Source organism: Allostigmatella hybrida, assembly GCF_020103775.1.
In the GTDB taxonomy this organism is placed as follows: domain Bacteria; phylum Myxococcota; class Myxococcia; order Myxococcales; family Myxococcaceae; genus Hyalangium; species Hyalangium aurantiaca.
In genome coordinates, this window is record NZ_JAHXBH010000001.1 from 1,057,280 (window position 1) to 1,072,898 (window position 15,619).

11 protein-coding genes are annotated in these 15,619 nt (G+C 68.5%); 3 read left to right on the forward strand and 8 right to left on the reverse strand.

What is annotated here, in order from left to right; genetic code table 11:
• Nucleotides 1-69 precede the first annotated feature (69 nt).
• Nucleotides 70-2,070: a penicillin-binding protein 2 gene (mrdA, locus tag KY661_RS04265; RefSeq protein WP_225408958.1), complete on the forward strand. Its 2,001-nt coding sequence runs from the start codon at nucleotides 70-72 to the stop codon at nucleotides 2,068-2,070.
• Here the strand turns inward: mrdA and KY661_RS04270 are convergent.
• The 5 genes from KY661_RS04270 to KY661_RS04290 form a co-directional block, all read right to left on the reverse strand.
• A complete protein-coding gene (locus tag KY661_RS04270; protein WP_225408959.1) occupies nucleotides 2,064-3,095 on the reverse strand; it encodes a hypothetical protein in 1,032 nt (343 codons plus the stop codon). The two genes, mrdA and KY661_RS04270, sit on opposite strands and share 7 nt — an antisense overlap.
• Nucleotides 3,096-3,107: 12 nt before the next feature.
• Nucleotides 3,108-3,875, reverse strand: a complete 768-nt coding sequence (locus KY661_RS04275; protein WP_225408960.1) for an NADPH-dependent F420 reductase — start codon at nucleotides 3,873-3,875, stop codon at nucleotides 3,108-3,110.
• 137 nt (nucleotides 3,876-4,012) lie between these two features.
• Nucleotides 4,013-5,140, reverse strand: coding sequence for a LysM peptidoglycan-binding domain-containing protein (locus KY661_RS04280; RefSeq protein ID WP_225408961.1), 1,128 nt, complete (start codon nucleotides 5,138-5,140; stop codon nucleotides 4,013-4,015).
• Between the two features lie 175 nt (nucleotides 5,141-5,315).
• Nucleotides 5,316-6,266: an aldo/keto reductase gene (locus KY661_RS04285; protein WP_225408962.1), complete on the reverse strand. Its 951-nt coding sequence runs from the start codon at nucleotides 6,264-6,266 to the stop codon at nucleotides 5,316-5,318.
• A 159-nt stretch (nucleotides 6,267-6,425) separates the two neighbouring features.
• Nucleotides 6,426-7,172 carry a UPF0489 family protein gene (locus KY661_RS04290; protein ID WP_225408963.1) on the reverse strand — a complete coding sequence of 249 codons (747 nt, stop codon included), beginning with the start codon at nucleotides 7,170-7,172 and terminating at the stop codon, nucleotides 6,426-6,428.
• A gap of 104 nt (nucleotides 7,173-7,276) precedes the next feature.
• Here KY661_RS04290 and KY661_RS04295 point away from each other — a divergent pair, with 104 nt between their 5' ends.
• A complete protein-coding gene (locus KY661_RS04295) occupies nucleotides 7,277-8,605 on the forward strand; it encodes a hypothetical protein (RefSeq protein ID WP_225408964.1) in 1,329 nt (442 codons plus the stop codon).
• 79 nt (nucleotides 8,606-8,684) lie between these two features.
• Nucleotides 8,685-10,895 carry a S9 family peptidase gene (locus tag KY661_RS04300; protein WP_225408965.1) on the forward strand — a complete coding sequence of 737 codons (2,211 nt, stop codon included), beginning with the start codon at nucleotides 8,685-8,687 and terminating at the stop codon, nucleotides 10,893-10,895.
• 87 nt (nucleotides 10,896-10,982) lie between these two features.
• On the opposite strand, the gene KY661_RS04305 is transcribed toward KY661_RS04300, so the two are convergent.
• From KY661_RS04305 to KY661_RS04315, 3 genes are all read right to left on the reverse strand, one after another.
• Entirely contained in the window at nucleotides 10,983-11,186 is a 204-nt protein-coding gene (locus KY661_RS04305) for a cold-shock protein (protein WP_075007460.1), read from the reverse strand.
• A gap of 109 nt (nucleotides 11,187-11,295) precedes the next feature.
• Entirely contained in the window at nucleotides 11,296-12,483 is a 1,188-nt protein-coding gene (odhB, locus tag KY661_RS04310) for a 2-oxoglutarate dehydrogenase complex dihydrolipoyllysine-residue succinyltransferase (RefSeq protein ID WP_225408966.1), read from the reverse strand.
• Nucleotides 12,473-15,364, reverse strand: coding sequence for a 2-oxoglutarate dehydrogenase E1 component (locus tag KY661_RS04315; protein WP_225408967.1), 2,892 nt, complete (start codon nucleotides 15,362-15,364; stop codon nucleotides 12,473-12,475). The genes odhB and KY661_RS04315 overlap by 11 nt, the downstream gene beginning before the upstream one ends.
• Between the last annotated feature and the right edge of the window lie 255 nt (nucleotides 15,365-15,619).

The following is a 15,619-nucleotide window of genomic DNA, read 5'->3' on the forward strand; positions in this document are numbered from 1 at the left end:
CCGGCTCGGCCGCACGGTGGGGGGGCTGGCCTTGCCTCCTCACGGTGGTAGGCTGGTGGGGGACTGACGATGGCACCCCCGACGCTGGGAAACACGCCCCCGGGCAGAGAACTCAAACGGCGCTTCCTGTTCCTGGGACTGGCGATGGTGGGCGGTATGGTGCTGCTGGCCATGCAGCTCTACCGGCTCCAGCTCATCCGCGGCGAGGAGTATGCCGCCAAGAGCGTGGCCAACTTCGTCAAGGAGGTCCGCCTCCGGGCCGATCGCGGCGTCATCAAGGATGTGCGCGGCACCATCCTGGTGGACAGCCGTCCCTCCTTCGATGTGTTCCTCACCCCGGCCTTCTGCACGAACTGCTTCGAGCAGGTCATTCCGAAGCTGGCCGAGCTGCTCGCGCTGGAGGCCGATCAGCGCCAGAAGGTGGAGGACCAGGTCCGCGCCGCCCGCCGCAACGCCCCGTTCCAGCCGCTCTCCATCCGGGTGGACCTGTCGCGGGACGAGCTGGACCGGCTCAACGCCCGGCTCGATGTCCTGGACGGCGTGGAAGTGGTGCCGGTGCCGCACCGCAACTACCGCGCCGGCACGGTGCTCTCGCACGTGCTGGGCTACATGAACGAGATCAACCAGGACGAGCTGGCGAGGCTCAACGCCGATGGCGCCCGGTACGCCCTGGGTGACTACATTGGCCGCCGGGGCCTGGAGCGCTACTTCGAGTCCCGGCTTCGCGGGGTGGATGGGGTGCGCAAGCAGGTGGTGAACGCGCGCGGCCAGACCATCGAGGAGCTGAACGACATGCTCGGTGAGAACTCGGTGGTGCCCCCGCAGGCCGGTGGCAACGTCGTGCTCTCGCTCGACATGCGGTTGCAGGAAGCAGCCGAGCAAGCCTTCCCGGGCGTGGCGGGCGCGGTGGTGGCCATCGACGTGAACACCGGCTTCATCCGCGCGCTGGTGTCCCGGCCGGGCTTTGACCCGAACCTGCTCACCGGCCGCATCACCCCGGCGCAGATGGCGGCACTGGCGAAGGATCCGCTCCAGCCGATGATCAACCGCGTGGCCGCCAACCACTACAGCCCGGGCTCCACCTTCAAGGTCGTCACGGCGCTGGCCGCCTACAAGTCGGGCCTCTTCCGGCCGGAGACGGTGGTGAACTGCCCCGGCGGCTACACCCTCGGAGGCCATACCTGGCGCTGCCACAAGGACAGCGGCCACGGTCCGGTGAATGGCCTGCTGGCGATGCAGTACTCGTGCAACACCTGGTTCTACAAGGTCGCCGACACGCTGGGGCTGGACCCCATCGCCGACATGGGCAAGGCCCTGGGCCTGGGCAGCCCCACCGGGATTGCGGTCCTGGCCGAGGTGCCGGGCATCATGCCCAGCACCGCCTACCATGACCGGCTCTCGCCGGGCGGCTACTCCAAGGGCATGGCGCTCAACAGCTCGGTCGGCCAGGGCGATGACAACGTGACGCCGCTGCAGCTGGCGCTCGTGTACGCCTCCCTGGCCAACGGCGGCACGCTGTACAAGCCGCAGCTCGTGCAGCGCATCGAGGATCTGGACGGCAACGTCATCGAGGCGTTCCAGCCGCAGGTGGTGCGCAAGGTGAACATCAACGCGGCGCACCTCAAGGCGGTCATCGAATCGCTGATGGCGGTGGTGAACGAGCCCGGCGGCACCGCCTACCGCCAGCGCCTGCCGGACATCAAGGTCGCGGGCAAGACGGGCACCGCGCAGGTCGTCACGCTGGGCGCGGTGCGGCTCAAGACGCACCAGATGGAGTTCTTCTCGCGGCACCACGCCTGGCTGGCGTCCTTCGCGCCCGCGGAGGCTCCGGAGATCGCCGTGGTGGTGCTCAACGAGCACGGCGGGCTCGGCGGCCTGGACGCGGCGCCCACGGGCATGGCCGTCATCCAGAAGTACTTCGACCTGAAGGCGCAGGATGAAGTCTCACCGCCGCCGCGTGCCAACCAGCCCTACACGCCCGGGCAGACTCCCGTGCGGGTCCAGGAGCGGGCCCCCGTCTCCCAGACGCCGGTGGCCCCGGACCTGCGCGAGGCGTCCGCGATTCACTGAGGGGACTTCAGGTCATTCGGGGACAGCTCGGGCTGGACCCGGGGGCCGGGGCCCAGCTCGAAGACGAGGCCCACCTGGACGAGGCTGATCCGCTGGAGAAAGAGGATGTTGTAGTAGTCCTGGCCCCGGACGTAGCGGACGAATCCTCCGAAGCCCGCCCCCCAGCGCGGCAGCGCGGCGGCCTCCAGGCTCATCGTCCACGGCTGGTGGGGGCTCTCCCCATACGGGGTGCTGGCGTTGCCTTCCAGGCGGAAGCGGTGGCCGAACCAGATCCGCCCCAGCAGGAACCCCGCTCCCGCGTGCCCATCCCCATAGACTTCGCGCATCTCCGGGGTGATGCCGCCGATGGCCACCGAGGCGTTGTGCTCGATGAAGGCATTGAGCCCGAAGCTCCACATGGAGTTGCGCCGCAGATCGACGTGGGTGAGCAGCCGGCCGTGGACCTCCAGCCGCACGAAGTTCGTGGAGAAGTCTCCAGAAAGCTCATTGAGCGGCAGGTGGCCCTCGGTGGAGGCGCAGCCCTCCTCGGCGGACTGGTTGGCGTAGAAGCACCCTGCCTGGCCATTGGAATAGTGGCCCACCACGAGGTTGACCAGGCCGATGCGCACCGAGGTGGGGAGCGTCTGCGGTTCCAGTTCAGGCAGCCACAGGTGGGCCAACTGAAGGGTCAGCTTGGGCATGAACGACGGCGGGATGACGGGGCTCGATTCCTGCGCCAGCATGCGCAGGCGGATGTTCGGGGTGAGCACCGCGCTCAGGATGAACTCCCCGAGCCCCGGGAGCACCTGGCCGAAGTGAAGCTGGGGAAAGAAGAGGTTGGGCGCGACCTGGGCCTCGAAAACGAGCGCGGAGGGCTCCGGCTCCCCGTCCCGCCGGATGCGGTTGGGGGAGGAGAAGACGTACGAGCGGTCCAGGCCGGTGTTGAAGGGCGTGTCCAGCTCGAACCGGGCGCTGGCGTGCGCCTCGGGAAGCAGTCCGAGCAGGACCAGGAGGAAAAGGAAGGGGGCACGGGCGAAGCGGGACATTGGGTTTTCCTTTTAATCCGGAATGCCCAATTGTTTGCGGAGTTCCTCGGCCGTCAGCACCCGCGTGTAGACCGAGGTCCCCACGTCGAAGTCCTTCGCCCGGTCCAGGCCGCCCACGATGACCGGCTCGAAGCCGGCCGCCTTGACCAGCTCGGCCGCGGCCTTCAGGGCGTGCGCGTCATCGCTGGCCAGGGGCACGGCGGCCAGGGGGCCCTCCCGGCCCGCGTGGCTGTTGAGGTCCACGGCGCTGATGGCGTTGAAGGCGCGCACGAGCTTCACCCCGGGCAGCAGGGCCTTCGAGGCTTCGCCCGTTCCCTTGCGGCGCGCCTCCTCGGCCATCGGCCCGTCCCGTTGGGGATAGGGATTGCCGGCGTCCAGGACGATCTTCCCCGCGAGCTCCTTGGCGTAGTCGCGGCCGATCTGCGGCAGGGCCCCATAGGGCACCGCGATGAGCACGGCGTCGCCGTACGCCGCGGCCTCCCGCGGGGTGCCGGTGCGGGCCTTGCGGCCGAGCTGCTGCGCCAGGGGCTTGAGCTCCTCCGGGTGGCGCGAGGAGAGCATCACCTCGTAACCCGCCTTGACCCAGAGCCGGGCCAGGCTGCCGCCGACCTTTCCGGAGCCGATGATGCCGATCTTCCGGAGCTTGACGGTCTCGGCGGGGGTTTTCGCAGGGGCGGTCTTGCCCGTGGCGTGCGCGGAGGGCACGGGCAGGAAGATCAAAGCCAGGGCGGAGGCGAGGCCGAGGAGCCCCGCGGTCCGGGGTCGCGCTGCGCTGTTCATGAAAACCTCATTCCCGCATCACGGGCGGCGGTCAAGAACTTGAGAGGGCCTTCGTACCGAAGGCCTTCCGTTCGCCGTGTGCGCCCGTGCGGGGGTGAGGTGGGTGCCGCGAGCCCCGGCTTCGCCGGGGGCGGACTTCACAGCACGTTGAGGGCGCGCTGGTAGTAGGCCTCGCGGCTGGCGAGCCCGTTGTAGCCGCCGTTGACGCGGCGGGTGACTTCGCGGAAGTTGCCCGCGTCCGCGTAGCTGTTGAGGTTGCGGCTGTTCCAGAACCAGGCGGCGGTGCGGAAGCCCACGTCCGGATCCGCGGCGCGCTTCGGGTTGTTCTCCAGGTCGATGCCCAGCGCCTGGCCCGCGGCGCGGTAGTTGGAGCGGCCGGTGAGCTGGATGGGGCCGCGGCCCTTGAAGCGCACGCCGTCGCCCGGCTGCGTGTTGCCCAGGTCCCTGCGGCCCTCGTAGGCGGCGCCGGAGGCGATCTCCTCCATGTAGCGGAACTCGCCGCTCTCGTGGGCGAGCTGCGCGAGGAAGGCGGCCTGGCGCTTGGGGGTGTTGATGTTCGCCTCGGCCATGGCGCGGTTGAGGTGCGGCAGGTACTGCTCCGCCTTGGCCTGCGACAGGTTGGGCATGATCTTGCGCAGCTGCGCGAGCGACACGCCGCCCTTGACGTCCCCGCCGTTGCTGGGGCCGGTGACGGGCCCCGTGGGGGGCTTGCCGCCGGTGGCCGGCGGATCAAAGCCGTCCTGGGGGCCGGGCCGGGCGCCGCCCGGGATGGTGAGCTTCTGCCCGACCTGGATGAGGTTGGGGTTGCTGATGTTGTTGGCCTTGGCCAGCGCGCCCGTGGTGGTGCCGTAGCGCTGGGCAATGCCGCTCAGGGTGTCGCCCGAGCGCACCGTGTACTGCTGGGAGGAGGGCGCCGGGGCCGGGGCGGGCTGGGCCGCGCCCGCGCCTGGAATGGAGAGCTTCTGCCCGGCATAGATGCGGTTGGGGTTGCTGATGTTGTTGGCCTTGGCCAACGCACCCGTGGTGGTGCCGAACCGCTGGGCAATGCCGCTCAGGGTGTCACCCGAGCGCACCGTGTACTGCTGGGCGGACGCCGCGGCGGGACGGCCCGCGCTGGCGCTGCCGGACACGTTCAGCTTCTGCCCGGCGTAGATGCGGTTGGGGTTGCTGATGCCGTTGTCCTGGGCGAGCTTGCTGACCGTGGTGTTGTATCTCTGGGCGATGGCCGACAGCGTGTCGCCGTTGCGAACGGAGTAGGTGCTCACGGGAGGAAAGCTCCGGAGAAGATGCTGCGAGAGGAGAGGCACCTGGGTTCTCGCAAGCGCCGAGAAAAAGTTGCTCGGCCCCCGAGCTTTTCAGGGAGAGGCGGGTCGTTATTTACCCGCCTTGGGCCTCCAGCTCAGGAGGGCTGGACGTCTCGGCCGGGCGCGGGCCGCGGGCTCAGCCGGGGATGAGGGCCTGCAGGCGCTCGGGCTCCTCTCCGAGCCACTTGGGGTTGAGGGCCGTGCCGTCGTGGATGGAGGAGGTCTTGAAGGGCTCGAACTCGCCCCGGGCCGCGGCCTGGGCGGTCTTGGCCAGCAGCGCCTGGAGCTGCTCGCCGGTGAAGGGCTTGAAGGTGCGGGCCGCCTCGAAGGCCTGGTCGAGGATCTCCATCTTGTCCACGCCGGTGATGACGACCGAGGTGGGCAGGTGGAGGGCGTAGTGGAGACACTCGATGGGGGTCACCGTCTTGGAGCGGAGCAGGGAGCCGTTGGCGAGGGTCTTCATGGCGAGGATGCCGATGCCCTCCTGGACGAGCTCGGGCACCACGAGCTTCGAGAAGCTGCGGAAGTGCGCGTCCATGAGGTTGAGCGGCAGCTGCACCGCGTCGAACTTGACGCCGTTCTGCCGGGCCACCTCCAGCATGTAGAGGTGGATGCGAGGATCCTTGTGGCCGGTGAAGCCGATGTAGCGCAGCTTGCCGGCCTTCTGGGCTTCGAGCAGCGCGGCGTGCGCGCCGTCCTCGGCGAAGACGCGGTCGGGGTCCTCGTAGCGGATGATTTCATGGTGCTGCACGAGATCGATGCAGTCGGTCTGGAGCCGCTCCAGGGACTGCTCCAGCTGGCGCAGGGCCTCCTTCTTGGAGCGGCCGTCGATCTTGGTCATCAGGAAGACCTTCTTCCGGTAGCCGTCCTGGAGCGCCTTGCCCATGCGCAGCTCGCTCATGCCGTCGTTGTAGTCCCACGAGTTGTCCATGAAGTTGATGCCGCCATCGATGGCGCTGCGGACGATGCGGTGGGCGAGCTTCTCGTCCACGCCGGGAATGGACAGGTGCCAGCCACCGAGGCCAATGGCCGAGACCTTCTCGCCGGTGCTGCCGAGGACCCGGTACGGCATGTCTGAGGTGGCCATGTGCGCTCGCTCCTGGTTCATCACAGAGGGACTGCTTCGGAGATGAGGACGCAGGGCAGCGGATGCAATCCGAGCGCGGTAGCACCTGAGGCAGAGGAGGGCAGAGGGCTTGCTCCCTCGTGCCACCGCCGGGCAGGTTGGGGGCGACGGATAGCGAAATCAGGGAGGCGTGGCGTGGAGCAGCTCGCGGAACAGCACCTCGGCGACGTCCCGGAACAGCTCCCCCGAGGCCAGCAGCCCCCCGCAGTGGTGGGGCTCCCGGGCCAGCGTGAGCGCCACGGTCTTCTCCAGCACCGCGTCCCAGAAGGGACCGGAGCCCTCGGGCAGCAGGAACTCCCGGATGATGTCGCGGGGCCAGGGCAGCACCGTCGTTGGGTCCGCGTCGCTGGGCGAGGTGAAGCAATCCAGGTCCACGTCCAGCAGCACCCGCTCCGTCCGCTCCAGCACGTCCCGGACCGCGTCGCCCGGCGCGGGCGACAGGAAGGCCTCCGCCGCCCGGTCCACCGTGGGCACCGCCACCAGCCGGTGCTCCCTGCCGCGCGTATCCTTATAGAGGCTCTCCGCGAAGGCCCCCCGGGGGCGGGCCCGGGCAATCAGGAGCGCATCTCCCACCAGCCCTGCCTCCATGGCCGCGAGGATGTGATCGTAGTTGCGCACGTCCAGGGACCATCGCGCATGTTCATCCAGCGCGCGGAGGCCCGCCGTCCGGTCGGGCACGGCTTCCGGGTGCTGGGGAGGCACCAGATCGAGGTGCCGGTCCAGGGTTACCAAGAGCGCCGGAGGAACCGTGGTCCCCAACGTGTATGCCCAGCAGGGCAGGGCGAGCCGGTGGGGATCGAAGACCCACGCGTCCCTGGGCCCCCGGCCCCCGGCCAGGGCCAGGCGGATGACGCCCGCGAGTCTCATGTGCACCAACTTTTCAGGATCCACGCCGGACATCCTCTCTGCCCGGCGGTCTCTCGACGGCCGTTTCCAGTTCGGAAAAGATGCGTCCTTTGGGAGGAACAAACATGGGGTTTGGCCGTGGTTTCAAGAAGTCCTGGGTGAGTCTGTCGCTGGGCTTGAGTCTCCTCGCGTGTGGAGACGAGGACCCCAAGCCTCCTGAGGACTATCAGCACCCGCTGGCCGAAGGGGAGGCCATCTGTGGGCGCTCTGATTTCAATCAGATGTTCCCCTTCTCCCTTCGCTCCTCGTCGCTGCCGGTGCTCGTCCACTACTACAAGGAATCCGAGCGGGAGACGGCCGAGCAGGTGCTCCAGTTCGTCGAGAAGGGCTGGGACTACCACGTCAACCAGCTCGGCATGCGCCAACCGCTCACGGATGCCGGCGAGTGCGGCCCCGACGAGGCCTTCGACGTCTTCGTGTGGAAGGGGCACCGCAGCTGCCTCGTCAACGTCCTGTCGGGCGATGACACCACCGCGTGGGATGACCGCCGCGGCTTCATGGTGGTGGACCCCTGGGGGCCGTATGGCGGGGCCGAGCTGGAGGAAACCGTCGTCCATGAGATGGCCCACGCCTCTCAGGCCGCGGACGACTGGTACGAGTCCCCCATCACCTTCGAGATGTCCGCCGTCTTCACGGATCAGGTGTACGCCAACCGCTACATCAAGACCTACTTCGACGACTTCCAGGCGCACCCGGACTGGGCGCTCGACTACTACGACGACTACGAGACCTGGTACATGTACGGCTCGTCCATGTACCTGCTCTACCTGAAGGACCGTTTCTTCGGGGGAGATGCCCGGTTCCTGTCGCGCATCTGGCTGGCGTCCCGGAACCCTCCCGGGGCGGGCGAGGACCAGACGCTCAACGAGCCCGACTTCACCGATGCGCTCGATGGGATGCTGGCCGGGTTCCAGTCGAGCTACGTGGCGACGGTTCCCGAGTTCTCACGCTGGCGCTGGTACACCGGCGACCACGTGGATGACCGCCACTTCCGGCACTTCAAGGACGGGCTCGACAACCTCAAGCAGGCCAAGCTCGCCATCGCTGCCCGGCAGGAGGCAAAGCCCGGGACGACGGTCTCCATCCAGGAGAACGCGCCGATGATGCTCGGCACGAGCTACATCGAGCTGACGGGGGGGACATCCGGGCTGTACGTCTCCTTGAAGGCCCCCACTGATGCGCGGCGGCACTTCGTCGTCCAGGCGGTGCCCGGACTGACCCCTGATTCCGATGGAGAGGTCCTGAACCTGTCGGCCGGTGCGAAGCCCCTGCAGTTCCCGGTGGATCAGCGCCGGACGCTCATCGTGACCGTCCTGCCCACGGGCCCCTATGATCCGGACCTGAGGGATTCCGAGCGGTACCCGTTCTCCCTGGTGTTCTCGGACACGCCGTAGCGGCGGAATGTTGGGCACTGGCCTCCCGGGCCCGCGCTTTCCCTCGGGATGCGCGGCGCCGGGAGGTAGGCTCCGGCGCATGCGCCCACTCGCCGCCGCGCTCTTGCTCGTGAGCCTCTCCGTTTCCGCCCAGACCCCCTCGACGCCCATGTCCGACCGGAAGATCGATCCCTTCCTGCAGCAATATTCCGAGACGCGCCGCTTCATGAGCGGCCGTCCCGTCAAACCGCGCATCACGCCCGACGAGAAGACGGTGCTGTTCCTGCGCGCCCAGCCGAAGTCCTCCACGCAGACGCTGTTCGCCTTCGACGTGGCGACAGGCACGACGAAGGAGCTGCTCACCCCCGAGGTGCTCCTCAAGGGCGTCGAGGAGACGCTCTCCGTGGAGGAGGCCGCCCGGCGCGAGCGCATGCGGGTGAGTGCCCGGGGCTTCACCAGCTATGAGCTGTCCCAGGACGGCGAGCGCATCCTGGTGGGGCTCTCCGGCAAGCTCTACGTGTTCGAGCGCACCACCGGGAAGGTGGTGGAGCTGAAGACGGGCATCGGCATCATCGACCCGCACTTCTCCCCGGACGGCAAGCAGGTGGCCTACGTGCGGAACAACGACGTGTTCCGCGTCGTGCTCGCCACCAACAAGGAGCAGCGCGTCACCCAGGGGGGCTCGCCCGAGAAGACGCACGGGCTGGCGGAGTTCGTCGCCCAGGAGGAGATGCACCGCTTCTCCGGCTATTGGTGGAGCCCGGACGCGAAGTTCATCGCCTACGCCGAGGCCGACACCTCATCCGTGGAGAAGCTCACCATCGTGGACGTGATGCACCCCGAGCGCGGGGGGAACATCTTCGCCTACCCCCGGCCCGGCAAGAACAACGCCGTGGTGCGGCTGGGCGTTACCCCCGCCGCCGGGGGCAAGCCGGTGTGGGTGGCCTGGGACGCGAAGGCGTACCCGTACCTGGCCACGGTGGCGTGGCAGAAGGGCGGGCCGCTGACGGTGCTGGTGCAGAGCCGGACGCAGACCGAGCAGCAGCTGCTCGCCGTGGACCCGGCCACCGGGAAGACGCGCCTGCTGCTCACGGAGAAGGACTCCGCCTGGCTCAACCTGGACCAGGACTTCCCCCGGTGGCTCGAGGATGGCAGTGGCTTCCTCTGGTACACCGAGCGCAATGGCGGGCCAGAGGTGGAGCTGCGCAACGCGGACGGCAGCCTCGCGCGCTCCTGGGTGAAGCCCGAGGCGGGCCTCCGCGCCCTGGTTCGCGTCGTGGATGCGGACCGCACGCTCTTCTTCAACGGGGAGGCCAACCCCACCGAGTCCTATGTCTGGCGGGTGAAGGACGGCGGCGCGCCCGAGAAGCTCGCCACGGGCGTGGCGGCGGGCCCGGCCAACGAGATGGCGGTGACCGTCTCCAAGCAGGGCGGGCTGCTGGTGACGCAGTCCCAGTCGGACACCTCCATGCCGCGCTACTACGTGCTGCGCGCGGACGGCACCCGCGTGGGCGAGCTGCCCTCGGTGGCGGTGGAGCCCTCCTTCACCCCGAAGGCCCAGTTCTTCCAGGTGGGCCCGGAGGGCTTCCACGCCTCCGTCATCCGCCCCAAGGAGATGAAGGCCGGGGTGAAGCTGCCCGTCGTCCTCAAGGTGTACGCGGGCCCCACCACCACCGTGGTGCGCCACAGCATGGCGGAGAACCTGCTCAACCAGTGGCTGGCGGACAAGGGCTTCCTCGTCGTGAAGATCGACGGGCGCGGCACCCCCCTGCGCACTGCCGCGTGGGAGCGCCAGGTGAAGTACGACTTCGCCACCGTGACGCTCGATGACCAGGTCACGGCCCTGCGCGCCCTGGCGGAGAAGGTGCCCGAGTTGGATCTCAACCGCGTGGGCATCGAGGGCTGGAGCTTCGGGGGCTACATGGCCGCGCTCGCCGTGCTCAAGCGGCCGGATGTCTTCAAGGCCGCCGTGTCCGGCGCGCCCGTGGTGGACTGGCTGGACTACGACACCCACTACACCGAGCGCTACCTGGGGCTGCCCCAGGAGCACCCCGAGGCCTACGAGAAGAGCTCCCTGCTCACCTACGCCAAGGACATGAGCAAGCCCATGCGGCCGCTGCTGCTCGTGCACGGCACCGCGGACGACAACGTGTACTTCTTCCACACGCTCAAGCTCTCGGATGCGCTGTTCCGGGCGGGCAAGCCGCATGACCTGCTGCCGCTCAGCGGGCTGACGCACATGGTGCCGGATCCGCTCGTCACCCAGCGCCAGAATGAGTGGGTGCTGGGCTACTTCCAGAAGCACCTGTAGCCTTGGAAAAGAGAGAGGCCCGGCTCCCGCGAAGGGCACCGGGCCTCGGCTCATGCGCCAGTCCGTGAGGAGTGGCTCAGAGGGCGCTCAGGCAGCGCGCACGTTCTGGGCCTGCAGGCCCTTGGGGCCGCGGGCCACCTCGAACTGGACCTTCTGCCCCTCCTGGAGGGTGCGGAAGCCGTCCATGTTGATGGCGGTGTGGTGGCAGAACACGTCCTCGCCACCGCCGTCCTGCGTGATGAAACCGAAGCCCTTCGCGTCGTTGAACCACTTCACGGTACCGGTTGCCATGTTGCGTCCTCTTGAACGGGTGGCCCTGGGGCCACCCGGGTTCTTCTGCCCCCCCGACTACCGGGAGACCCCCGGTTTTAGTGGGGGAGCGGACCGCAAGTCCAGGCCGTCAGACTTCCAGCAACAGGCGCTCGGGGTTCTCGATGCACTCTTTGATGCGTACGAGGAATTGTACAGCCTCGCGGCCATCCACCAGGCGGTGATCGTACGAGAGCGCCACGTACATGATGGGGCGGATGACGATCTGGCCATCCTTCACCACGGCGCGCTCGACGATGTTGTGCATCCCCAGGATGCCCGTCTGCGGCGGGTTGAGGATGGGCGTGGACAGCATGGAGCCGAAGACGCCGCCGTTGGAGATGGTGAAGGTGCCGCCCTGCAGCTCCGCCAGGGTCAGCTTGTCATTGCGCGCGCGCGTGCCGTAGTCGCCGATGCGCTTCTCCAGCTCCGCCAGCGACAGCGTGTCCGCGTCCCGGACGACGGGGACCACCAGGCCGCGCGAGCCGGACACCGCCACGCCGATGTCGTAGTACTTCTTGAAGACGACCTCCTCGCCGTCGATCTCCGCGTTGATCTGCGGGAAGGTCTTCAGGGCCTCGATGGAGGCGCGCACGAACAGGCTCATGAAGCCCAGCTTCACGCCGTGCTTGGCCTGGAACTTGTCGTTGTACTTCTTGCGCAGCGCCATGGCCTCGCCCATGTCCACCTCGTTGAAGGTGGTGAGGATGGCGGCGGTGGACTGGGCCTGAATGAGGCGCTCGGCCACGCGCTTGCGCAGCGGCGTCATCCGCACGCGCTCCTCGCGGGCGGCGTTGGCGCGCGGGCCCGAGGGGGCAGGCGCCGGCGTGCTCTTGTTGAGCTGGCCGAGCACGTCGTCCTTGGTGATGCGGCCCGCGGTGCCAGAGCCCTGGAGCTGGGCCAGGTCCACGTTGTTGGCCTCGGCCACCTTGCGCGCGGTGGGCGTGGAGCGGGCCTCCGAGGCCGGGGCCTCGGACGCGGCCGGGGCGGCGGCGGGAGCCGGAGCCGCGGCGGCAGGCTTGGGGGCGGCGGCGGCGGCGCCTCCGGCCTCGATGGTGCCCAGCACCTCGCCCACGCGGACCTTATCCCCCTCCTTGAAGGCGAGGCTGGCCAGGGCGCCGGCGGCCGGGGCGGGCACGTCGATGGTGACCTTGTCCGTCTCCAGGACGACGAGCGGCTCGTCCGCGGCGACGCTCTCACCCTGCTTCTTGTTCCACTTGCTGATGACGGCTTCGGTGATGGATTCGCCCAGGGGCGGGACTTTCAGTTCAACGGCCATTCTTGGTTCCTCGGAGGATGGCTTCCTCGACGATGAGGTTCTGCTCGTAGTCGTGCGTCTTCGTGAAGCCGGTGGCGGGGCTGGCGGCTTCCGCCCGCCCGATGTAGCCCACCTTCACTGGACCGGTGGCATGGGAAGATGCCACGTCGTGGAGGCGGGGGAACATGAAATACCAGCCGCCCGCGTTGCGCGGCTCTTCCTGCACCCAGTACAGCTCGGTGAGCTTCGGGAAGCGGGCCACGAGGCGGGACACCGCCTCGAACGGGAACGGGTAGAGCTGCTCCAGGCGGACGATGGCCACGTTGCGGACCTGCTGCTCGTCCCGGGCCTTGACCAAATCGTAGTAGACCTTGCCGGAGCACAGCAGCAGCCGCGTCACGCCCTCGGGGGCGAGCTCCGCGCGGTCGGGAATGACTTCCTGGAACTGGCCGGTGGCCAGCTCGTCCAGCTTGCTCACCGCCTCGGGGCGGCGCAGCAGGCTCTTGGGCGACATGACGACGAGCGGCTTGCGGTAGGGGCGCACCACCTGGCGGCGCAGCAGGTGGAAGATCTGCGCGGGGGTGGTGGGGTAGCAGACCTGGAGGTTGTCCTCGGCGCACAGGCTCAGGAAGCGCTCCAGGCGGGCGCTGGAGTGCTCCGGGCCCTGGCCCTCGTAGCCGTGGGGCAGGAGCAGCGTGAGCCCGGACAGCCGGCGCCACTTGCTCTCACCGGCGGCGATGAACTGGTCGATGATGATCTGCGCGCCGTTGGCGAAGTCACCGAACTGGCCCTCCCACAGGGTGAGGCCGTCCGGCACGTCCAGGCTGTAGCCGTACTCGAAGCCCATCACGCCCATCTCGGACAGGGGGCTGTTGAAGACCTGGAAGGAGGCGCGGCCGGTGGGGAACTGGGACAGCGGCACGAAGCGCCCGCCCGTCTTCACGTCGTGCAGCACCGCGTGGCGGTGGCTGAAGGTGCCGCGCTCGCTGTCCTGGCCGGACAGGCGCACCGTGTGGCCCGCGCTCAGGAGCGTCGCGTAGGCGAGCGCCTCGCCCTCGCTCCAGAGCAGCTCCTCGCTCTCCAGCATGGCCTGGCGCTTCTTGAGCACCGTGCGCTCGACGATAGGGTGCACGTTGAAGCCCTCGGGCGCCACGGACAGCTTGCGCAGGGCCTCGCGCAGCTGGGCCTTGTCCACCGCGGTGGCCACCTGCGGCGCCTGGGTGTAGGAGCCGCCCTTGTAGGGCTGCCACAGGCCCTCCAGGGCGCTGGGCTCCTTGAACTGGCGGGCCTGCTTGATGCGGGTGAGCGCCTCGTCGAAGTCCTTGAGGCAGCGCTGCTTGATGTTCTCGGACTCCGCGGCGGGGATGCGGCCGGTCTCGGCGAGCGACTGGGCGTAGACCGTGCGCACCGTGGACTGCTTGCGGATGAGCTCGTACATGCCCGGCTGGGTGAAGGAGGGGTCGTCCCCCTCGTTGTGGCCGTAGCGGCGGTAGCAGATGAGATCGATGACGACGTCGCTCTTGAACACCTGGCGGTACTCGGCCACCAGCCGCGCCACGTGCACGCACGCTTCCGGGTCATCCCCGTTCACGTGGAACACGGGAATGTCCAGCATCTGCGCGATGGCGGTGGCGTAGATGGAGGAGCGCGAGTCGTGCGGATCGGTGGTGAAGCCCACCTGGTTGTTGATGACGATGTGCAGCGTGCCGCCCGTCTCGTAGCCCTTGAGGCGCGAGAGGTTGAGCGTCTCGGAGATGACGCCCTGGCCCATGAAGGCCGCATCCCCGTGGATGAGCAGCGGCATGACCCGCGTGCGCTCGGTGTCCCCGCCGCGGTCCTGCTTGGCGCGCACGCGCCCCTCCACCACCGGGTCCACCGCCTCCAGGTGGCTGGGGTTGAAGGCCAGCGACAGGTGGATCTTGATACCCGCGCGGGTGGTGTGGTCCGAGGAGAAGCCCATGTGGTACTTCACGTCGCCGCGCCCCATGTAGGCCTTGGGGTCGGCCGGGCCCTCGAACTCGCTGAAAATCTGATCCGGGCTCTTGTGCAGGATGTTCGTCAGCACGTTGAGGCGGCCGCGGTGGGCCATGCCGATGACGACTTCCCGCAGCCCCAGGCCGCCGCCCACCTCGAGGATGGCGTCCATCATGGGGATGAGGCTCTCGCCGCCATCCAGGCTGAAGCGCTTCACGCCCACGTACTTGGTGTGCAGGAAGTGCTCGAAGCCCTCGGCGTAGGAGAGCTTGGTGAGGATGTGGCGCTGGTCCTCCTGCGAGAACGGGGTGCGGTTCTCGCTGTGCTCCATGCGCTTGAGCAGCCAGCGGCGCCGCTCGCTGTCGAGCATGTGCATGAATTCCACGCCGATGGAGCCGGCATAGGTGCTGCGCAGCCGGCTCAGCAGCTGCGACACCTTCACGCGACCGCCGGGGAAGACATTGCTCGTCTCGACGCTCTGCTCCAACTCCTGGGTGGAGAAGTGGTTCTCGTCCACCATGGGCATGTCCGCCACGTGCTCCAGGGGCGGGCGGGGGCGGCCCAGCGGGTCCAGCTTGGCGCGCAGGTGGCCCCGGAGCCGGAAGGCGGTGATGGTGTGGTCCACGCGCGACTGCAGGCGCATGTCCTGCGCGAGCGTGGCCACGGCGGCGTTGGCCGCGGGGGCGGCGGGCGTCACGGCCGCGGCGGGGGCGGCCTGTTTGCCGTTCTTGCCGGGGGGCGCGGCCGCGGGGGCGGGCGCCTCCAGCAGCGTCTTGCTGAAGATGGGGCGGCCCCCACCATTGCTCTTCTCGAAGATGTCGCGCCAGCTGGGATCCACGCTGGAGGGATCCTGCAGGTAGCGCGCGTAGAGACCTTCGATGAAGTCGATGTTGGCGCCGGAGAGGTACGTGTCCTGGAAATTCGCCATGGCAGAGGGTCTTTTACTGGTGATGGGCCCCGGGTGGGGGGTTTTTGAAGCGATTTGTCACCCGTTTCGGGAAACAACGGAAAGGGCCGTGGATAAAGCAACAGGAAGAGTCATGCGCCACGTGAGCCCAACTTCATGCCGGGGCTCCCGGCGAAAACCCTTGGGGTCTCACATTTCGGGAGGCATTCAGGGCCCTTGGGGGTTTCCCTGCCCCCCGGCCAGCAGGAGTGGTAGATCGCCCGCCCTCTTCATCTG

Excerpts from the sequence above, each read along its gene's own strand:
- KY661_RS04270 (WP_225408959.1), bottom strand. The coding sequence starts at position 3,095 with ATGTCCCGCTTCGCCCGTGCCCCCTTCCTTTTCCTCCTGGTCCTGCTC.
- KY661_RS04305 (WP_075007460.1), bottom strand. The coding sequence starts at position 11,186 with ATGGCAACCGGTACCGTGAAGTGGTTCAACGACGCGAAGGGCTTCGGT.
- KY661_RS04295 (WP_225408964.1), top strand. The coding sequence starts at position 7,277 with ATGGGGTTTGGCCGTGGTTTCAAGAAGTCCTGGGTGAGTCTGTCGCTG.
- mrdA (WP_225408958.1), top strand. The coding sequence starts at position 70 with ATGGCACCCCCGACGCTGGGAAACACGCCCCCGGGCAGAGAACTCAAA.
- odhB (WP_225408966.1), bottom strand. The coding sequence starts at position 12,483 with ATGGCCGTTGAACTGAAAGTCCCGCCCCTGGGCGAATCCATCACCGAA.
- KY661_RS04275 (WP_225408960.1), bottom strand. The coding sequence starts at position 3,875 with ATGAACAGCGCAGCGCGACCCCGGACCGCGGGGCTCCTCGGCCTCGCC.
- KY661_RS04300 (WP_225408965.1), top strand. The coding sequence starts at position 8,685 with ATGCGCCCACTCGCCGCCGCGCTCTTGCTCGTGAGCCTCTCCGTTTCC.
- KY661_RS04315 (WP_225408967.1), bottom strand. The coding sequence starts at position 15,364 with ATGGCGAATTTCCAGGACACGTACCTCTCCGGCGCCAACATCGACTTC.
- KY661_RS04285 (WP_225408962.1), bottom strand. The coding sequence starts at position 6,266 with ATGGCCACCTCAGACATGCCGTACCGGGTCCTCGGCAGCACCGGCGAG.
- KY661_RS04290 (WP_225408963.1), bottom strand. The coding sequence starts at position 7,172 with ATGAGACTCGCGGGCGTCATCCGCCTGGCCCTGGCCGGGGGCCGGGGG.